This window comes from Roseovarius sp. A46, from assembly GCF_004126395.1.
GTDB lineage: Bacteria > Pseudomonadota > Alphaproteobacteria > Rhodobacterales > Rhodobacteraceae > Roseovarius > Roseovarius nitratireducens.
The window spans coordinates 1-18,603 of sequence record NZ_PVWS01000015.1; the positions used below are offsets into that span (position 1 = coordinate 1).

An 18,603-nucleotide genomic window follows, 5' to 3' on the forward strand; every position below is an offset into this window, starting at 1 on the left:
ACGCGACGCGACATTGGACATGCCGCGGCTGATCCTGCCGTCGTTGCAGGTCAACATGCGCGCGGGCGCGGTGCCCAAGGACCGCGACGGCAACCCGATGCTGAAAGTGCCGGTGAACCGGCTCTGAACGCGCTTTCCTGCTGATTTCCCGGTCCGGATCGGCTAGGACCGGGAAAAGCCCCAAGCGATCACCGAGAGCCGATGGACCCCAGCTACCTGACTACCAAGGAAGTCGCCGACCTGCTGCGCGTCCGCGAACGCAAGGTCTATGACATGGTCGCGGCGGGCGAGATCCCGCATCGCAAGGTCACCGGCAAGCTGCTGTTTCCACAATCCGAGATTACCGCCTGGATCGAGGGCGAGGGCGCGCTGCAACCGCCCGCGCGCCCCGGCGTGGTCACCGGCTCGCACGATCCGCTGCTCGACTGGGCGCTGCGCGAGAGCGGATCGGCGCTGGCGACGCTGTGGAACGGCAGCATGGGCGGGCTCGACGCCTGGTGCCGGGGTGAGGCGGCAGTGGCGGGGCTGCACATCCCCGGCGAGGAAGACTGGAACATCACGGCGCTGGAGGCGCGGGGGATACGCGACGCGGTGCTTATCGGATGGGCCACGCGGGTGCGCGGCCTGATCCTGGCGCCGCAGGTGGCCGACATGGTGCGGGATTTCGCCGACCTGCGCGGGCGGCGGGTGATCCTGCGGCAGGAGGGGGCAGGCACCACGGCGCTTTTCGCACGGCTGATGGCCGAGGCGGGGCTGACACCCACGGACCTCACGACCGCTGCCAGCCCCGCCCACACCGAGAGCGAGGCGGCGGCGGCGGTGGCCGCCGGCGAGGCCGAGGCAACGCTCGGGATCGAGGCGATGGCGCGGCAGTTCCGGCTGGTGTTCCGCCCACTGCTGCGCGAGCGGTTCGACCTGCTCATTGACCGGCGCGCCTATTTCACAGAGCCGGTGCAAAGCCTCGTGAGCTTCATGCGCTCCGAGGTGATCGCCGCCAAGGCAACGGCGCTGGGCGGCTACGAGACCGCTGGCATGGGCACGGTGCGGTGGTTGTCGCCGTAATGTGACCACAGGCTTGACCGGGGGCCGATCGCCCCGTAGCGTTTTAATGGTCGGCCCGGTATTTCGGGTCATTGGATTTCGTGATTATGGGCATTCGCGCACGCATCGCGGGCATGGCAAAGGGCAGGGTCGCCCCGGCCCTCTTGGTGCTGCTTCTGGGCGTGCGCGTCGCCACCGCCGCCGCCCTAGAGTGCCAGCACGAGCTTGCCGATGCAGCCCGCGCCGCGGAGCGCGCTCAGGAGGCGCGTCTGGCAGAGGTGATCGCGCTGGGCGGCGCGCTCTGCCTGTATGCTGTCGGTGCGCCGTCGGACACGGCAGAGCAGGAGGACGAACCGCACCTGAACGCGCCCTGCCCCTTCTTCAAGTCGCCCGTCACGCTGACCGATACGGGACCAGACCCGGCGGCGCGGATCGTCGCCTTCTCGCGTCTCGCGCCGCTCTCCGACGCGGGCTGCCCAGAGGCGCAGGCCCCTGTCGCCGCCTACAACGCCCGCGCCCCACCGCCGCTGGCCCGGGGATAACCGGCATGTGCGCCTGACGGGCCTTCCCGTGCGGTGTGTCGTTCTCCTTCGGCGTGCTGCATCTCCAGCGGGACATCCCGTGCGGCAAGCGTCTGCACCCCGGTTTCGGCCCCGCCGCCCTCTCCAGCGGGCAGGCGGGGCAATCACCGAAACCCGGGATGCGCGGCCCTGACGGCCCATGCCCGCCCCCGCTGCGCCCCTGGCAGAGATTGAACCCAAGCGTTTTCCATCAGAGTTTTCGAGGCACGGATACGGTCACGGGGCGCTCTTGCCACCTCTTGCCGCCGTGCCTGCCTCGCGTGACGAGGCTTGCCGTCTAGCTGTCACTCCGCCGCGCCGAGGCCGGTCAATCCGTTCCGCGCGGGCGGTCGCTGCCCCCGATTTCCAGAGAGAAGGGCCGCGGCAGCGCCGGTTGGCCAAGCCGGGCGCGATAGACCGGCAGGCTCTCGGCCACGCGCATGACGTAGTTGCGCGTCTCGCGAAAGGGCAGATGCTCGATCCAGTCGATCACCGCCTCGGGGGCCATGCGCCGCGGATCGCCATAGGTCTCTAGCCAGTCCGTCACGCGCGACGGCCCGGCATTGTAGGCGGCGGCGACAAGCAGCGGATTGCCCTCGTACCGCCCCCGCAACTGCGCCAGATAGGCGGCACCGAGCCGCACGTTGTGGCGCCAGTCCGTCACCAGCCGCGCGGCATCCGTGTCGAGCCCGCTGTCGCTGGCCATCTCGCGCGCCGTGGCGGGCATGAGCTGCATCAGCCCGCGTGCGCCCGCGCCGCTCATCACCACGGGATTGAACTCGCTCTCGCGCCGGGCGATGGCGAGCGCCCATTCCATCGGCACGGGCAGGTCCATGTCCGTGAGGGGATGGAGCGGGTAGTAGATGGCGGGCAGGACGATGCCGCGTTCGGCCGCCGCCTTGCCGAGCATGACTTGCAGGTAGGGCGTTCCGATTTCTTCGAGCATCGCGCCCATGCGGGCAAGGCCCTGCCGGTCTTGCGTCTCCGAGAGGTGCAGCAGGAATTGCCGGGCCAGCCACGTCTCGTCCATGTCGAGCGCCAGCGTGACGATCTCGTGCAGGTCGGTGCGCGCGAAATCCGCCTCGCGCCATGGTGGGACGGTCCCGGCGCCCAAGACCCGTTCGGCGATGTCGCGCTCGATCCGTTCCGCCGCGAGCAGCCCGTAAAAGCTGGTCGGGTGATCCGCCCCTCCGGCATAGGCCGCGCGCGCCGCCTCGGCGTCACCGCCGGCCTCGACCGCCCGGCCGAGCCAATAACCCGCACGCCCCAGCGAAATCGGTGTGCTGACGGCGCTGCGAAAACGCTGGAAATGATCGCGCGCGAGGTCGGGCTCACCCAGATGGATGAGCGCGATATAGCCTGCGAGCCATTCGAGGTCGGCGTAATTCGCACCCTCGTCAAGCTGGTGCAGCGCCGCGATCTCGTAGGCGCGCGCCGCTTCGCCGTCCCGCATCGCCTGGCGAGCCAGCGCGCGGCGCCAGCCGGCCCAGCGCTCGGGCACGCCAAGCCCGCCCCTGATCCGGCTCTGGCGCAACAGCACGGCGATGGCGTCCTCGGCGGAACGCGCGAGGTAATGCTCGAACAGTGCGAAGGCGATGCCGGGGTCGCGGGCCGCGGTCGCGCTCACGCCATCGGGGCCAGACTCGGCCACGCGCGCCCGTGTCTCGGCTCGCTCGCGCGTGGCGTCGCTCACCAACGGCAGCGTCAGGGCGGCGTCGTCGAGCCCGCGCCACAGCGCCATGTCAAGCCGTGCCTCGTGATGGGGGGCCAGCAGCGCGCCGAATTCGCGCAGGAAATCGGCGTGCTCGGCAGCGGTGAGATCGAGCGTCCGCCATGCCATCACGATTCCGGCCTCGGCCTCACCCTGCCGCCCACGCGCCAGCCGCGCGCGGGCGGCAGAGAGCGCGCCGGTGCCCGTCTGCGGCACGTACCCGTCGTAGAAGGCGAGCACCGCGTCAAAATCCGCGCCGGCCATCGCCGCCTCGCTGTTGCGGCGCAACAGGTCAAGGCCGGGCCAGTGGTCATTGCGCCTCAGAAAGCTCAGGATCTCGTAGGGCGCGCCCAGTCCCGCGCGCAGCCGGTACCATTCGACGAGATCGGCCGCTGCCGGGCCGTCGCGCACCGCGAGCCGTGCCGCCACCTCCCAGCGGCCCGCACCCATGGCCTCAAGCGCGCTGGCCAGCGGACGCGGCGCAATGCGCGGCACGTCGGAGGCCGCAGACGCCGCACCGAGGGGCATTGCACAGATCAAAACCATCGCCAGAAGCCGCAACATCCCTTGCCTTTTGCGCGCTGAATCAGGATAGACGTCCCCAGCCTAGGCGGCGCGGTCCGCGCGGTCCACTCACGAGTGGAGGACCGGTCGCCGCCCGAGACCACAAGGAGCGCGTGATGTTCAAAGGATCCTTCCCTGCCCTCGTTACACCGTTCAGGAACGGCGAGGTGGATTACGAGACGCTTCGGACTCTCGTGGAATGGCACATCGGCGAGGGCAGCCGCGGGCTCGTCCCCGTAGGCACCACGGGCGAGAGCCCGACGCTTACCCACGAAGAGCACGAGCGTGTAATCGACGAGGTGGTGCGCGCCGCCGCCGGGCGCGTCCCGGTGATCGCGGGGGCGGGCTCTAACAACACGATCGAGGCGATCCGCTTCATGCGCCATGCCGAAACGGTGGGCGCGGATGCCGCGCTGGTCGTGACACCCTATTACAACAAGCCCACGCAGGCGGGGCTGATCGCGCATTTCACCGCACTGCACGATTGCTGCGAACTGCCGATCATCATCTACAACATTCCCGGCCGGTCGGTGGTGGACATGCTCCCCGAGACGATGGGCAAGCTGGCACAGCTTCCGCGTATCATCGGCGTCAAGGACGCCACCGGCGATCTTGCCCGCGTCAGCACGCAGCGCATCGCCTGCGGTAAGGATTTCATCCAGATCTCGGGCGAGGACGCCACCGCCCACGGATTCAACGCGCAGGGCGGTCAGGGTGTCATCTCGGTCACCGCCAATGTCGCGCCCAAACTGGTAGCGCAGGTGCAGGAGGCGACGCTGGCGGGGGACTATGCCACCGCGCTCGAATTGCAGGATCGGCTGATGCCGCTGCACCGGGCGATCTTTGTCGAGCCGGGGCTGGTGGGCGTCAAGTACGCGATGTCGCGGCTGGGGCTGTGCAGCGACGAGGTACGCCTGCCGCTCGTGGGCCTGAGCGATCCGACCAAAGCGCTGGTCGAGGAGGGCTTGCGCCACGCCGGGCTCATCAACTGAGCAGGGATCGCGGGGCCAGGCCTGGGGTGCGTTCAGGCGCATTCACGCGCCCTGCCCCCGGACAGCCGATCTTGCACATTCACCGATCGCAAGACGCAAGTCGGCGCCGGCTCCGGGTCGCGATGCCCGCCTTGTCGATCTCCTCTGCCTGTATCAGGCCATCGTAGCGGCGGGCCGAATCGCGCCTGTCTCGATGCCGCGCCAGTTGATGATCGGCGCGTTGCGCACCTTGCACGCCGCCGGATGCTGGGGGTCGAGCACCCCCAACCGCACGAGAATCGAGGCGATGGCACATTCCGCGCCGCGCGTGCCGCCGTCGGCGATCTTTAGCGCGACGCCGAGGCCCCGCCGCGGAAGGATCGCGATATAGAACGCCTCCGCCCCGGTCTTGAGCGCCACCGGCTCCGAGCAGGCACGCATCAACTCGGTGCAGGCCCGCCCCTCGCCCGCCACCAGATCAGGATGAGCCACCATCGCCTGCCATAGCCTGCGGGCGGCGCGTTCCTCGGCGGTGGCCTCGCCCGCGCTCGCATACCACGCCATCGCCCGCGCCATCGCCCGCAGCGTGGTGGCCGGATTGGGGGCAGAACAGCCGTCGATCCCGAAATAGGGCGAGGATTGGTCGGTAACGGTCTCGAACGCCTCCATCACCGCGCGCTGCACCGGGTGGTCGGGTTCGACATAGTCGGGGCCGCCACCGAGATGCCGGTTGAGGGTGAGAAACCCGGCATGCTTGCCGGAACAGTTGTTATGCACCTGACAAGGCGTACCACCCGAACAAAGCAGCGCATCATGCGCGGCCTTGTCCCACGGCATATGCGCGCCGCAGCGGAAATCATCGTCGCCGTGACCTATCCCGGCAATCCAGCGGCCCACCCTGTCGGTATGGATCGCCGCGCCGCTATGCGACGCGCAGGCCAGCGCCAGATGTTCGGGCGTCAGCCCCGCCGCGTCCGCCGCCCCCGAAGCCACCAGCGGTAGCGCCTGGATCATCTTGGCCGAGGAGCGCGGCAGCACCACCTCGTCGGGGTTACCCCATGCCTCGACGATTTCGCCTCGCGCATCGCAGATCACGGCGTGACCGAGGTGAACGCTCTCGGGGCGCGGTCCGCGCCAAACTTCGGCAAGGGGAACGGGGTGGGTCATGCGTGGTCTCCGGTCTGCGCGCCCGGCGCGGGAAGAGGCCACACGATTCGCGGAGACCCGCCAATTCCGCCTTTCACTTCCCGTCCAATTCGCGCTAGTCTCGATGCGTCGAACGTGGATCGGTCGCACAATACAACAGGCCTGTAAAGGGCGGCGGCCGGTCGAAAGATTGAGGCTGGGACGGCTTGGAGGCTGGAACATGATGATGGGACTTGCACGAGGCCTCGCCCTTGCACTGGCATGTGCGGCGGCGACGACGACCACTGCGCAGGACACGAGCACGAATCAGGTGGCGACGAACACGGCATGGAGCGTGTTCGAAGATACCGATCCGCGCGAATGCTGGGCGGTTTCGGCCCCCACCGAGACAGTGAACACCCGCGATGGCCGCGTGGTGGCGGTGCGGCGCGGCGATATTCTGCTGATGACCTTCTTTCGCCCCGCTGCCGACGTGCAGGGGCAGATCACCTTCACCGGCGGCTATCCCTTCGCAAAGGGCTCGACCGTGAACCTGCGCATCGGTGACGACAGCTTCGAGCTGTTCAGCGAAGGCGAATGGGCATGGCCCGCCACCGTAGAGGATGACGCGAAGATCCTCGCGGCAATGAAGCGCGGGATTGACGCGGTACTCACCGCCCGCTCCACGCGTGGCACCCAGACCAAGGACACCTTTTCGCTTCTGGGCTACACCGCCGCAGTCGAAGAGGCGGAGAAGCGCTGTAGCGGCTGACCGCCGCCACCTCAGCGCAGCACCTTGCCCTCGGGCCAGCTCATCTGCGTATCGAGGGTGATGGTGCGCTGCGCACCCGCCTCCAGGTCGAACCGCCAGGCGAGGATGCCCCGTTTGTCCTCGACGTCGGTCTCGTCGGGATCGGGCCGCGCATTCCACGTGATGCGCAGGTCGTCCTGCTCGGACACCGGCACACGGTCGAGCACGGTGACCGGCCAGCTCTCGCCGGTGAGGTTCTCGACGGTGATCTCCACCGTCTCGCGGCGCTCGCTGGCACGGTTGATGAGGCCGCGATCCCCCTCCGAGCGCGTCTTGACGACGCGCTTCAGCGTCAGCCCCTCGATCGGCCCGAACGAGAGCGCCATCTCCGCGCCCGCCGCGGCAAAGGGCAGCCAGCGCTGCCCGACATAGCGCCCGTCGAGATAGAAGCGCGCCTCGGACGTGGGCAGGATCACATCCTCGTTCGAATTGGTCACCCGCGCCATGAGGAAGGCGGTCTCGTCCACCAGTGGCACCGCCCGCGCCCTGATCTCTGCGTCGGCCTCGATGGGCGACAGCATGAGCCGCACCCGGTCTGCCCCGGTGGCGACGCTCACCGGCGCGGGATAGGCGTAGCGCACCGACAGCCCGTCGAACTCGGGCCGCGCCATGTCGGCCTCGGCCGCCGCGGCGGCGGGCGCGGCCATCTCCATCAGCGCGCCTTCACCCTTCACCCGGGGCATCGGGCGGATCTCGTCGGGATCGCCGAGCCGCGGGATCCACGGGTGGATCTCGCCCGGCGCGCCCTGCTGCGCCGGACGCCGGGTCGAGAGGGTGAGCGCGATGTCGCGCCAATTTTCGCCGGTCTCCTGCCGCACGAAGGCCCCGCGCTCGATCCGCACCTGGCCCTCGTCACGCGCAAGGTGCAGATCGTAGAGCGGCTGCCAGCCCGCCTGCGGCACCGTGTAGCTGACGGTGAGCTGCCCCTCGGTGGCCGCGTCGGCGCGGATGGCGACAGCGAGCAGGGCGCGCGGCCCGGTCTCGGGCACCAGCGCCTTCAGCGCCTGCCGCGCGCGCGACAGCTTCTCCACCAGGTCCTTGAGCGCGCGCTCGGCGGCATCGGCACGGCGCTCGGCCCCGGTCTCGGCGCGGCGTGCCTCCAGCGTCTCGCGCCCGATCATCGCCACCAGATCGCCCAGCGTGGCCGGCTCCTGCGCCGCCAGCCCCTCGGCCTTGCCGATGCCGTCGAGAAAGCGCAGCCGCGCCCGGGCCGCATCGGCCTCCAGCCGGATATCGGCCACCTCGGCACGGCCAGCACGCAGCGCCTCCTCCAGACGCTCGACCTCGGCCCGCGCGGCCTGCACCTTGGCGTCGTCCTCGGCCTGCCGTGGTGGCACGTAATCCTCGCGTGTGCGCACACCACCCAGCCGCGCGCCGTCCAGCGCCACCCGTACCGACGCCAGCGGCGTGTCGCGCGGCAGGTCGGTGAGGATCAGCTCATGCTCTCCGGCGGGGGTCGAAAACGCCGCCTCGCGGGTGACGGTCGCACCCTCTGGATAGACGGTCGCGGCGCTCACCCGACTGGTCACAGCCAAGTCATCGGCCAGCACCGGGGAAGCAACAAGAACAAGCGAAAGGGCAAGGGACACGCCGCGCATGGGAAACCTCCAATCAGCTTCTGTGATACTTGGGTGTTTCGGGAACAGAGCGCAAGCGCGACGGCGCGCCCAGGGAACCGGGGACTGTTCCGGCCCCTTCTACCGCACGATCAGCCGCGTCCCGTGGCAGATGCCCGCCGCTATTCGGCGCAGGTGATCGGGTCGCAGCGCGATGCAGCCCGCGGTCGGATAGCCCGGCCTGCGCCAGCGATGCACGAAGATGCACGACCCACGCCCGCGCGCGGCGCGGGGCCAGTTCCAGTCGGTCACGATCACGAGGTCATAGAGCGGATCGGCGCGGCGCAAGACCTCATGACTGTGCGGATAGGGCGCGCGTACCATGAGGTTGTAATCCTCGTGGTCGGGATCGTCGGACCACAGATCGCCGGGCCTGATCGGCAGCGCCCAGTTGGCGGGCCGCGCCATGCGGTCGGGACGGTAGAGCATCCCGACAATGCGATGGATGCCGGCAGGCGTCGCACCATCGCCCTCGCGCTTGGCACCCGATATGCCGCCGCGCCCGATCGTGCAGGGATAACGCCGCCCGCCAAAGCGTAGACCGGTGGGGGTGAGAACGAGGTCGTTTGGTGTCATGCCCCTTTGCTACCATGTGCGGCCGCCCGATCCAGATATTTTCGCCGCGAACATCACACGCATGCCGCATCGCCGCAGAGCGAAATCTTCAAATGGTGCGCAGAATGGCATCAGTTAGCGATGAAAAGATATGCGTTTGCCTGACGTTAGGTCACTTTCTGCCATGCGTTTTCTGCATGGCAGAAATGTTCAAGCTGGTATTGTGCACGCGCAGAAAGAAGCTATCTTTGCATCAACCGGGGCCAAACAGAGTGGCTTCGAACAGCTAAAGCGAAGAAAATCGCAAGGGAAAGAACATGGCACGGTCGATCGTAACGCAATATGGCACAGCAGGCACGGCGTGGGGCGAGCTTCGCAACACCGTTCGCGCCGCAGCGCAGCGTGTCGCAGCCTTTATCGCCTACCGCCGCACGGTGCGCGAGCTTTCCGAGCTGAGCAACCGCGATCTGGCCGACCTTGGCCTGCATCGCAGCGAAATTCGCCGGGTCGCGCGCGACTCGGTATACGGCGCACGGCGCTGAACGGAATACGGTTGCGCCTCTCCTCCTCCCTGGCGCATCCGTGACGGTCGCGGGCTCTCTCTCCTCCTCCCAAGAGCCCGGGACCGAACGACAGGGTCGCGAAAACGATCCTGAAAGATAGCTGACGGTCTCCTCCTCCTCCCTGAGGCCCGACGCGAAAGAGAACGGCGGCACCCTCCTCCTCCCTGGTGTCGCCGTTTTCCTTTTCTGCCGCCCTGCCCCGAGATGTCAGTTGAGCCATCGTGCGCGCTTTGCCCGCGCGGCGCGGCGGCCTGCATAGCAGGCTCGGGCAGGCGTACCAGCCTCGCGGACACAGCCAACGAAGGCCCGCGCCGCCGGGCTTTGCGCGTCACGGGCGGCCTGCGTGTCGAGCGCGTCGCGCGCCATCCGCGCGGTGAGCGGGCCGGGCGTGGCAAACACCCATTCCAGAAAACCCAGCCGCGCGGCGGCCATCGCTTGCGCACCCTCAGCCGGGCTTTCCTCGAGGGCGTCGATGATTCGGTCAAAATCCGTCATGCTTCATTCTCCCCGACCGCACCCCGGGCCGGATGGGGCAGTGGGCGGGGCGATGGCGCGCGGGCACGCACAAACGCCCGCATCGCCCACCGCGATTCGACGTGGATCATGGCTGGTTTCCGGGCTTGGGTGACGGGCTGTCGGCCCATGCGCGAGGCACCTTCCCGGGCTGTCTTCGGCCCAGTGGCGTAACGCCTCGTCGCCCTCCCTTACCGTTGCGGGGGCAGCGCCGGAGTCGCACCGGCTTCCCAATTCTCCGCCCCGAGGGGCGGCACCATGATGCAGGCAGGCTAACACCGAGCCCCGCGCCCGCAAGCGCAAAGGCGAAGATCGCGGATCGAAAAGCGGCACGACCCTTGACCTTCCAGTAGCGGGAATCTCTATGTCACGATCAGACACTTGGAAAAACGGAGAGCCGGGATGACCGGGACACGGCAAATCAGGATTTTCCTCGACGGGCTGACCTGCGCGGGCTGCGTGCGACGGACCGAAGAGGCGCTTTCCGCGGTCGAGGGCGTAATGCACGCCGACGTCAACCTCGCGGATGCCTCGGCGCGAATAGAGACCTTGGGCTCAGTCCCGCTGCGCAAAATCGCGGCAGCGCTCGACCGCGCGGGGTACCCCATGCGCAAGGCAGAGACGGTGCTCTCGGTGGACAAGATGTCCTGCGCATCCTGCGTGGGCCGGGTCGAGGCGGCGCTCGCCGACCTGCCGGGCGTGCTCGACGTGCGGGTAAACCTCGCCACCGAGAGCGCGCGGGTGATCCATGCCGAGGGCATGGTCACGGCACGCGATCTGGCCGTAGCCGCCGGCGAAGCGGGCTATCCGGCCACCCCCGCGCAGGGCGGTGAATCGCGCGACGCGACCGCGCGCAAGACAGACGAAGCGCGCAAAATGGCGCGGCGCACGGGTCTGGCGGCGGTGCTGGCGCTGCCGGTCTTCGTACTGGAAATGGGTGGCCACGCCATCCCCGCGCTGCACACGCTGATCGCCGACACGGTGGGGATGCAGGCAAGCTGGATTCTGCAGTTCGTGCTCACAACGCTGGTTCTGGCCGGACCGGGCCGCGGCTTCTACCGCACGGGTATCCCGGCGCTCCTGCGCGGCGCGCCGGACATGAACAGTCTCGTGGCGCTCGGGACCGGGGCCGCCTATGGCTACTCGGTGGTGGCAACCTTCCTGCCCGGCGTCCTGCCCGAGGCGGTGCGCGCCGTCTATTTCGAGGCAGCGGCGGTGATCGTGGTGCTGATCCTGCTGGGCCGCTGGCTGGAGGCGCGCGCCAAGGGCCGGACCGGCGCGGCGATCGAGCGGTTGATGGGCCTGCAGGCACGCACTGCGCGGGTGATGCGCGACGGCACGGCCGAAGAGGTAGAGATCGACGCCATCGTGCCCGGCGATATCGTGCTCGTGCGCCCCGGAGAGCGTATCCCTGTGGATGGTGAGGTAACCGAGGGCAGCGCCCATGTCGACGAGAGCATGATCACCGGCGAGCCGGTCCCGGTGGCCAAGGACCCCGGAGACGCAGTGACCGGCGGCACGGTCAACGGCGCGGGCAGCCTCATGCTGCGCGCCACGCGGGTGGGGGCCGATACCACGCTGGCGCAGATCATCCGCATGGTCGAAGAGGCGCAGGGCGCCAAGCTGCCGATTCAGGGCATGGTGGACCGGATCACGTTGTGGTTCGTTCCCGCGGTCATGGCCGTGGCGGCGCTGACGGTGGCTGTGTGGCTCGCGGTCGGCCCGGACCCCGCGCTGACGCTGGCGCTGGTGGCGGGGGTGTCGGTGCTCATCATCGCCTGTCCCTGCGCGATGGGGCTGGCGACGCCCACCTCGATCATGGTGGGCACCGGGCGCGCGGCCGACATGGGCGTGCTGTTCCGCAAGGGCGACGCGCTTCAGGCGCTGGCGGGGGTCAGAACGGTGGCACTCGACAAGACCGGGACCGTGACCGAGGGCCACCCCGAGATGACCGACCTGGTGCTGGCCGAGGGGATGGACCGGGCCGAGGTGCTGCGGCTGGTCGCCGCGGTCGAGGCGCGCTCGGAGCACCCGGTCGCCGATGCCATCGCGCGCGCCGCCCGTGCCGAAGGGGCGGAGATGGTGGAGGTGACCCAGTTCGAGACGATCACCGGCCACGGCGTGCGGGCGCAGGTCGCGGGGCGCGACGTGCTGGTGGGGGCCGACCGGCTGATGACGCGCGAGAATATCGACACCGCGCCCCTCGCCCGGACCGAGGCCGACCTCGCTGCGCGCGGGCGCACGGCGCTCTTTGCCGCGATCGACGGGCGGCTCGCCGCCGTGATCGCGGTCGCCGACCCCGTGAAGCCGTCGAGCGTGGCGGCCATCGCCGCCCTGCGCGGGGCAGGGCTGCGCGTGGTGATGCTGACCGGCGACAAGCGCGAGACGGCAGAGGCCATCGCCCGCGAGACCGGCATCGACGAGGTGGTGGCCGGGCTGCTGCCGGAGGACAAGGTCACGGCGCTCAAGGACATGCAGGCGCGTGGCGCTGTGGCCTTTGTCGGCGACGGGATCAACGATGCGCCGGCGCTGGCGCAGGCGGATGTGGGCATCGCCATCGGGACAGGCACCGATATCGCCATCGAGGCCGCCGACGTGGTGCTCATGTCGGGCGATCTGGGCGGGGTAATGGGCGCGGTCGCGGTGTCGCGCGCGACCATGCGCAACATTCGGCAGAACCTCGTCTGGGCCTTCGGCTACAACGTGGCGCTCATCCCGGTGGCGGCCGGGGTGCTCTACCCCGTCTCTGGCGTGCTGCTCTCGCCAGTTCTTGCGGCGGGGGCGATGGCCCTCAGCTCGGTCTTCGTCGTTTCGAACGCGCTGCGCCTGCGGCGGCTGCGCCCGATGTTGGGTGACGAGACAGGTGGACGTCCCCAGGCCACGGCACCGGTGGCCGCGCACCCGGCCACCGCCGGGTAACGAGAGGAGAGCGACCATGAATATCGGCGATGTCTCGCAACGCACCGGCCTGCCGGCCAAGACCATCCGCTATTACGAGGAGATCGGCCTCGTCCGCCCCCTGCGCGGCGAGAACGGCTATCGCCAGTTCCGCGAGCGCGACGTGCACAAGCTGGGCTTCCTCGGCCGCGCGCGGTCTCTGGGGTTCTCCATCGACGACTGCCGCGGGCTGCTCGCGCTTTACGAGGACGAGGGCCGCGCGAGCGCAGATGTCCGGCACATCGCCAAGGCGCATCTGGAAAAGATCGACGGCAAGCTCGCCGAGCTTGGCGCGATGCGCGCCACGCTGGCCCACCTCGTCGAGGCCTGCGCAGGCGACCACCGCCCCGACTGCCCGATCCTCGCAGATCTGGCGCTGGAGGACGACAAGGCCGAGACCTGACCGGGCACCGTCAGCGCCGCCGCACCAAGGCCGCGAGGCCAATAAAATTCACAAGATCGTGATTGGATATTTCAATCACCCCCGGCTTAGCGGTTGCCCCCTTTTCGTCAAGCCGCATGAGCGGAAATCCCCGCTGAACCGCGGCGTCCTCCCTACCGTAGTCCTCGCAACGATACCGCAAACAGGTGTCGTCAACGCAAACCGGAAACGGAGGATACGACATGCTTCGCAGAACCTACCTGGCCCTGACCGCCGCAGCCGTGATGGCAGGCCCCGCGTTCGCCGACGGGCACGGCGACAAGATGGACATCGTGGACATCGCCACGGGCAACGAGAGCTTCTCGACCCTCGTCGCCGCGCTGAAGGCCGCCGATCTCGTCGAGACGCTCAAGGGCGATGGCCCCTTCACCGTATTCGCGCCCAGCAACGCGGCGTTCGCGGCGTTGCCCGAGGGCACGGTCGAGGATCTGCTCAAGCCCGAGAACAAGGACCAGCTCACCGCGATCCTCACCTATCACGTGGTGCCGGGCAAGGTGATGTCGGGCGACCTATCGGACGGCATGATGGCCGAGACCGCGCAGGGTGGCAAAGTCACCATCGGCACCGAGGGCGGTGTCACGGTGGACAGCGCCAACGTGGTCCAGGCCGATATCGAGGCCAGCAACGGCGTCATTCACGTCATCGACGGCGTGATCATGCCCAAGTAAGCGCGTCCGGGGGCGGCCCTCGCGGGCCGCCCTTGCGATCACACCCCCGCGTCGATCAGCGCTTTCGCAAGGATCGGCACGGTTTTGTCGTTCAACCCGGCGATGTTGATGCGGCTATCGCCGATCATGTAGATGCCGTGATCGGCGCGCAGGCGCTCGACCTGTTCCGGCGTGGCCCCGAGACGCGAGAACATCCCCCGGTGCTGCGCGATGAAGCCGAACCGGTCCGAGCCCGAGAGCCGCTGCAATTCGCCCGCCAACTGCTCGCGCAGCCGCAGCATCCCTTGCCGCACATCCTCCAGCTCTGCCTGCCAGTCGGCGCGCAGGGCATCGTCGGTCAGCACCATGCTCACCAACCGGGCGCCGTGATCGGGCGGAAAGGAATAGGTCTGCCGGTTGAGATAGGCGAGGTTGGCCTGCGTCAGCGTGCGCAGCCCCGCCTCCTGCATCACCGCCATCAGGATGCCGGTGCGCTCTCGGTAGATGCCGAAGTTCTTGGAACAGCTCGCCGCGATCAGCACCTCGGGACAGTTCGCCGCCACATACCGCACCGCCGCGGCGTCCGCGTCGAGCCCGTCGCCGAAGCCCTGGTAGGCGATGTCGATCATCGGCAGCGCACCCGCCGCGTTCAGCCGCTCGACCACCGCGCGCCATTCCGGCATCGTGAGGTTGGCCCCGGTCGGGTTGTGGCAGCAGCCATGCAGCAGCACCACGTCACCCGCGCGCACGCCCTCCAGGTCGGCCATCATCCCGTCGAAATCCACCGCGCAGGTGGTGCTGTCGAAATAGCGGTAATTCACCACTTCCATCCCGAGATAGGCGAGGATGCTCAGGTGGTTGGGCCATGTCGGGTCGGACACGAAGACACGCGCGCCCGGATTGGCCATGCGCACGAGGTCGAACGCCTGCCGCACCGCGCCGGTGCCACCCGGCGTGGCCAGCGTGGCGACGTTATCGCGCGGCACGGCGTCGCCCAGAACCAGCCCCGCCATCGCGTCGGTGAAGGCCGGGTCTCCGGCAAGCGCGGTGTAGCTCTTGGTCGTCTCTTGTTCCCATAGCCGCTTCTCGGCGGCCTTGACGGCGCGCATGACAGGGGTCACGCCCTCGGGGTTCTTGTAGACGCCCACGCCGAGGTCGATCTTGGTCTCGCGCAGGTCCTCGCGAAAGGCCTGCCCCAGCGCGATGATCTTGTCAGCCGGCTTTTCCTTGAGATGTTCGAACATTCAGTTGTCTCCCGTGGCGACGGGCAGCGTCGGATACGCGCCCCATTCCGCCCATGATCCGTCGTAAAGCGCATGGTCGGCCTTGCCGATCCGTTCCAGCGCAAGGTTGATGATCGCCGCCGTCAGCCCAGAGCCGCAGGTGGTGATCGCGGGTTTGCCGAGATCGACACCGGCAGCTTCGAGCACGGCGCGCAGATCCTCGGGCGATTTCATCGTCTTGTCGGGATTCAGGAGCGCCGAGGCCGGCACGCTCTTCGATCCCGGGATATGCCCGCCGCGCAGGCCCTCGCGCGGCTCCGGCTCCTCGCCGCGAAAGCGGCCAGCCGGTCGCGCATCGAGGATCTCGTGATCGCCCAGCTTGGTCGCGGCCGAAACCTGCGTGACGTCGCGCACCATGTGATTCTGCCGCCGCACCGTCATGTGCCGGTCACGGATGACAGGGGGCAGATCCTCGATCTCGCGGCCCTCAGCCTGCCATTTGGGGAATCCACCGTCGAGCACGGCAACGTCGTCATGCCCCATCAGCCGAAACAGCCACCACACCCGCGCCGCCGAGAACAGGCCATGCGTGTCGTAGACCACCACCTGATGGCCGTCGCCCACCCCCATCGCGCGTAGCCGCGACATGAATTTCTCCACCGGCGGCACCATATGCGGCAACTCGGACCGGCCATCGCTGATATCGTCGATATCGAAGAACCGCGCGCCGGGGATATGTGCGCCCTCGTATTCGGCGCGTGCGTCGCGCCCGGTGCCGGGCAGAAAGGCGGTGGCGTCGAGAACCCGCAGGTCGGGATCCTTGAGATGCGCCGCCAGCCAGTCGGTCGAAACAAGGGTCTTGGGATCGTCATGCACCGTCTCGGCCCCCCGAAAATTGACTGGCCATTGCCTACAGCCAAGCCCGCCAGAGGGCAAGGCCGGTACGCGCGGTCTTGAAAACACCGCGGTCGGAAAGCCTAGCCGTGCTCCTTCAGGAGCCGCTGCTTCTGCCGGTTCCAGTCGCGCTTGGCGGCGGTCTCGCGCTTGTCGTGGGTCTTCTTGCCCTTGGCGACGCCGATCTTGATCTTGGCGATGCCGCGATGGTTGAAATACAGCACCAATGGCACCAGCGTCATGCCCTTGCGCTGTGTCTCGTTCCAGAGCCGCGCCAATTCCTTGCGCGATACCAAGAGTTTGCGGCGGCGGCGCTCTTCGTGGCCGAAGGTCTTGGCCTGCTCGTAGGGCGCGATATAGGAATTGACGAGCCACAATTCGCCGTTATCGACGGTGGCATAGCTCTCGGCGATATTGGCGCCGCCCTGCCGCAGCGATTTGACCTCCGAGCCCTCCAGGATGATACCGCATTCGAGATCATCCTCGATGGCATAGTCGAACCGCGCGCGCCGGTTCTCGGCGACGACCTTGTAATTGGGGTTATCCTTGGGCTTTGCCATGCGCGCGTCCTATCCTTGGCGTTACACGCTGTCCAGCGGGTCGGGCGCGACATTGCCACCGCAGACCAGCACCGCCACCCGCTCGTCCTCTGCCGGAACATAGGCGCCCGACAACAGCGCCGCCAGCGCGGCGGCGCCTGCGGGCTCCACCAGTTGGCGCGTCTCGCGCCAGAGCATCGCCTGCGCCTCGGCGATGGCGGTGTCGCTCACCAGAACGCTCTCGACGCCCTGCGCCTGCGCCAGGCCGAAGCAGATATCGCCGACCCGTTTTGCCCCTAACGCATTGGCGGCAATACCGGAAACCTCGACATCCACCGGTGCCCCGGCGGCCAGCGCGGCGTGCAGCGCGCAGGCGGTTTCGGGCTCGACCGCCACCAACTTGCGACGGCCCTGAAGCCAGCCCAACGCGCCCGCTATCAGGCCGCCGCCGCCGACGGCGATGAGCACGGTGTCGGCGTCGAGGCCCTGATCCTCCCACTCGGCCATGACCGTGCCCTGCCCGGCAACGGTGGCCTCGGCGTCGTAGGGGTGCACCTGCATCGCGCCCGTGGCGGCCTGCCATTCGGCGGCGCGCTCGGCGGCCTCGGCGTAAGCACCTGGAACGACTTGCAAATCCGCGCCCTGCGCGCGAATTAGCGCGATCTTGGCGGGACCGGCGATGCGCGGCACGTAGATGCGCGCGCGGTGCCCGAGCCCGGCGGCCGCGCAGGCCACCGCCGCGCCATGATTGCCGCCCGAGGCTGCGACGATCCCGGCCTGCGGCACCTCGGCCTGCAACAGCGTGTTGAACGCACCGCGCGCCTTGAAGCTGCCGGTATGCTGCATCTGCTCGAACTTGAACCTCACGGTTCGCGCGCCGAACCGCAAGGTTGCCACCGGCGTGCGCCGCACGTGATCCGCGACCCGCGCCGCCGCCCCGGAAATTGCTGCCTGCCAGTCCATCGCTCACACCTCTTTGGCTTTTCTTGACCGGCCAAACGCTATACCCATGAGAGCCCGGACCCAAGCGAGGATCGCCCGCGATGAACAACGACCGCAACAGCCTGTTTCGCGATGCGCAGGCGGATCGCTCCAGCGCCGCGCAGGTGCCCGACACACCGCAGACCCGCGCACCCGCCTACCGGCTGGCATTCACCGATGACGATTTCCTGTTGCGCGACGAACTGCGCCCGGTGCGGCTGCAACTTGAACTGCTCAAGCCCGAGATGATCCTCAACGAGCGCGGCATCCAGAGCACGGTGGTGCTGTTCGGTGGCTCGCGCATCCCAGAGCCGTCGCACAAGGAGACCGCGCGTACGCCCGAACTGGCGAACCTGTCGCGCTATTACGACGAGGCGCGCAAGTTCTCCCGGCTGATGACCGAGAAATCCATGTCCACCTACGGGCGCGACTACATCATCGCCACGGGCGGCGGACCGGGGGTGATGGAGGCCGGAAACCGGGGCGCGGCAGATGCGGGGGGGGCGTCCATCGGCTTTAACATCGTGCTGCCGCACGAACAGGCGCCCAACGCGTACGTCACACCGGGGTTGTGCTTCAACTTTCACTATTTCGCGATCCGCAAGATGCATTTCCTGATGCGGGCGCGGGCCGTGTGCGTGTTTCCCGGCGGCTTTGGCACGCTCGACGAGACCTTCGAGGCGCTGACCCTCATCCAGACCGACCGGATGAAGCGGGTGCCCTTCCTGCTGTTCGGCAAGGATTTCTGGCGGCGAATCATCAACTGGGACGCGTTGGCCGAGGCGGGCACGATCAGCGACGAGGATCTCGACCTGTTCCACTTCGTCGAGACGGCGGAAGAGGCGTTCGCGATCATCGAGGGCTGGGACAGCGATGCCGAGGCTTGAAGCGAGACGCGCACGCGCATAAC

General features: G+C 68.3%; 18 protein-coding genes, 1 pseudogene and 1 riboswitch. Of the genes and pseudogenes, 10 read left to right on the top strand and 9 right to left on the bottom strand.

What is annotated here, in order from left to right; all coding sequences use genetic code 11:
• The 3 genes and pseudogenes from C6W92_RS17965 to C6W92_RS09440 form a co-directional block, all read left to right on the top strand.
• A pseudogene (locus tag C6W92_RS17965) lies at positions 1-127 on the top strand (MBL fold metallo-hydrolase); the annotation flags it as partial.
• A gap of 74 nt (positions 128-201) precedes the next feature.
• Positions 202-1,062 (top strand): helix-turn-helix transcriptional regulator, encoded by an 861-nt coding sequence (locus C6W92_RS09435; RefSeq protein ID WP_129432737.1) that lies wholly within the window; start codon positions 202-204, stop codon positions 1,060-1,062.
• A gap of 113 nt (positions 1,063-1,175) precedes the next feature.
• Positions 1,176-1,583 (top strand): hypothetical protein, encoded by a 408-nt coding sequence (locus C6W92_RS09440; RefSeq protein ID WP_241691115.1) that lies wholly within the window; start codon positions 1,176-1,178, stop codon positions 1,581-1,583.
• 346 nt (positions 1,584-1,929) lie between these two features.
• Here C6W92_RS09440 and C6W92_RS09445 read toward each other — a convergent pair whose 3' ends face one another.
• On the bottom strand, positions 1,930-3,840 hold the full coding sequence (locus C6W92_RS09445; RefSeq protein WP_241691116.1) for a lytic transglycosylase domain-containing protein: 1,911 nt from the start codon (positions 3,838-3,840) through the stop codon (positions 1,930-1,932).
• Positions 3,841-3,992: 152 nt separating this feature from the next.
• On the opposite strand from C6W92_RS09445, the gene dapA reads away from it, so the two are divergent.
• Positions 3,993-4,868, top strand: coding sequence for a 4-hydroxy-tetrahydrodipicolinate synthase (gene dapA, locus C6W92_RS09450; protein ID WP_129432739.1), 876 nt, complete (start codon positions 3,993-3,995; stop codon positions 4,866-4,868).
• A 153-nt stretch (positions 4,869-5,021) separates the two neighbouring features.
• Here the strand turns inward: dapA and C6W92_RS09455 are convergent, their stop codons facing one another.
• Positions 5,022-6,014, bottom strand: a complete 993-nt coding sequence (locus C6W92_RS09455; protein WP_129432740.1) for an asparaginase — start codon at positions 6,012-6,014, stop codon at positions 5,022-5,024.
• Between the two features lie 205 nt (positions 6,015-6,219).
• Here C6W92_RS09455 and C6W92_RS09460 point away from each other — a divergent pair, with 205 nt between their 5' ends.
• Complete coding sequence (locus C6W92_RS09460) at positions 6,220-6,744, top strand: invasion associated locus B family protein (protein ID WP_129432741.1); 525 nt, start codon at positions 6,220-6,222, stop codon at positions 6,742-6,744.
• An 11-nt stretch (positions 6,745-6,755) separates the two neighbouring features.
• On the opposite strand, the gene C6W92_RS09465 is transcribed toward C6W92_RS09460, so the two are convergent.
• Entirely contained in the window at positions 6,756-8,312 is a 1,557-nt protein-coding gene (locus C6W92_RS09465) for a mucoidy inhibitor MuiA family protein (protein ID WP_241691123.1), read from the bottom strand.
• A 168-nt stretch (positions 8,313-8,480) separates the two neighbouring features.
• Positions 8,481-8,975 (bottom strand): L,D-transpeptidase family protein, encoded by a 495-nt coding sequence (locus C6W92_RS09470; RefSeq protein WP_129432743.1) that lies wholly within the window; start codon positions 8,973-8,975, stop codon positions 8,481-8,483.
• Between the two features lie 296 nt (positions 8,976-9,271).
• Here C6W92_RS09470 and C6W92_RS09475 point away from each other — a divergent pair, with 296 nt between their 5' ends.
• Positions 9,272-9,496 carry a DUF1127 domain-containing protein gene (locus C6W92_RS09475; protein WP_129432744.1) on the top strand — a complete coding sequence of 75 codons (225 nt, stop codon included), beginning with the start codon at positions 9,272-9,274 and terminating at the stop codon, positions 9,494-9,496.
• A 228-nt stretch (positions 9,497-9,724) separates the two neighbouring features.
• Here the strand turns inward: C6W92_RS09475 and C6W92_RS09480 are convergent, their stop codons facing one another.
• Positions 9,725-10,012 carry a hypothetical protein gene (locus C6W92_RS09480; RefSeq protein WP_129432745.1) on the bottom strand — a complete coding sequence of 96 codons (288 nt, stop codon included), beginning with the start codon at positions 10,010-10,012 and terminating at the stop codon, positions 9,725-9,727.
• Between the two features lie 92 nt (positions 10,013-10,104).
• A riboswitch (cobalamin riboswitch) is annotated at positions 10,105-10,306 on the bottom strand.
• A 126-nt stretch (positions 10,307-10,432) separates the two neighbouring features.
• Here C6W92_RS09480 and C6W92_RS09485 point away from each other — a divergent pair.
• The 3 genes from C6W92_RS09485 (at position 10,433) to C6W92_RS09495 (ending at position 14,077) form a co-directional block, all read left to right on the top strand.
• On the top strand, positions 10,433-12,949 hold the full coding sequence (locus C6W92_RS09485) for a heavy metal translocating P-type ATPase (protein WP_129432746.1): 2,517 nt from the start codon (positions 10,433-10,435) through the stop codon (positions 12,947-12,949).
• A 16-nt stretch (positions 12,950-12,965) separates the two neighbouring features.
• A complete protein-coding gene (gene cueR, locus C6W92_RS09490; RefSeq protein WP_104018729.1) occupies positions 12,966-13,370 on the top strand; it encodes a Cu(I)-responsive transcriptional regulator in 405 nt (134 codons plus the stop codon).
• A 221-nt stretch (positions 13,371-13,591) separates the two neighbouring features.
• Positions 13,592-14,077 carry a fasciclin domain-containing protein gene (locus C6W92_RS09495; RefSeq protein ID WP_129432747.1) on the top strand — a complete coding sequence of 162 codons (486 nt, stop codon included), beginning with the start codon at positions 13,592-13,594 and terminating at the stop codon, positions 14,075-14,077.
• Positions 14,078-14,115: 38 nt separating this feature from the next.
• Here the strand turns inward: C6W92_RS09495 and C6W92_RS09500 are convergent, their stop codons facing one another.
• The 4 genes from C6W92_RS09500 to C6W92_RS09515 form a co-directional block, all read right to left on the bottom strand.
• The gene (locus C6W92_RS09500; RefSeq protein ID WP_129432748.1) at positions 14,116-15,300 is read right to left on the bottom strand and encodes an amino acid aminotransferase; all 1,185 of its coding nucleotides are present in this window, start codon (positions 15,298-15,300) and stop codon (positions 14,116-14,118) included.
• A complete protein-coding gene (gene sseA, locus C6W92_RS09505) occupies positions 15,301-16,155 on the bottom strand; it encodes a 3-mercaptopyruvate sulfurtransferase (protein ID WP_129432813.1) in 855 nt (284 codons plus the stop codon).
• A 101-nt stretch (positions 16,156-16,256) separates the two neighbouring features.
• Positions 16,257-16,733 (bottom strand): SsrA-binding protein SmpB, encoded by a 477-nt coding sequence (gene smpB, locus C6W92_RS09510; protein ID WP_104018725.1) that lies wholly within the window; start codon positions 16,731-16,733, stop codon positions 16,257-16,259.
• A gap of 21 nt (positions 16,734-16,754) precedes the next feature.
• On the bottom strand, positions 16,755-17,675 hold the full coding sequence (locus C6W92_RS09515; protein WP_129432749.1) for a serine/threonine dehydratase: 921 nt from the start codon (positions 17,673-17,675) through the stop codon (positions 16,755-16,757).
• Between the two features lie 80 nt (positions 17,676-17,755).
• On the opposite strand from C6W92_RS09515, the gene C6W92_RS09520 reads away from it, so the two are divergent.
• Positions 17,756-18,580 carry an LOG family protein gene (locus tag C6W92_RS09520; RefSeq protein WP_129432750.1) on the top strand — a complete coding sequence of 275 codons (825 nt, stop codon included), beginning with the start codon at positions 17,756-17,758 and terminating at the stop codon, positions 18,578-18,580.
• The last annotated feature ends 23 nt before the right edge of the window (positions 18,581-18,603 follow it).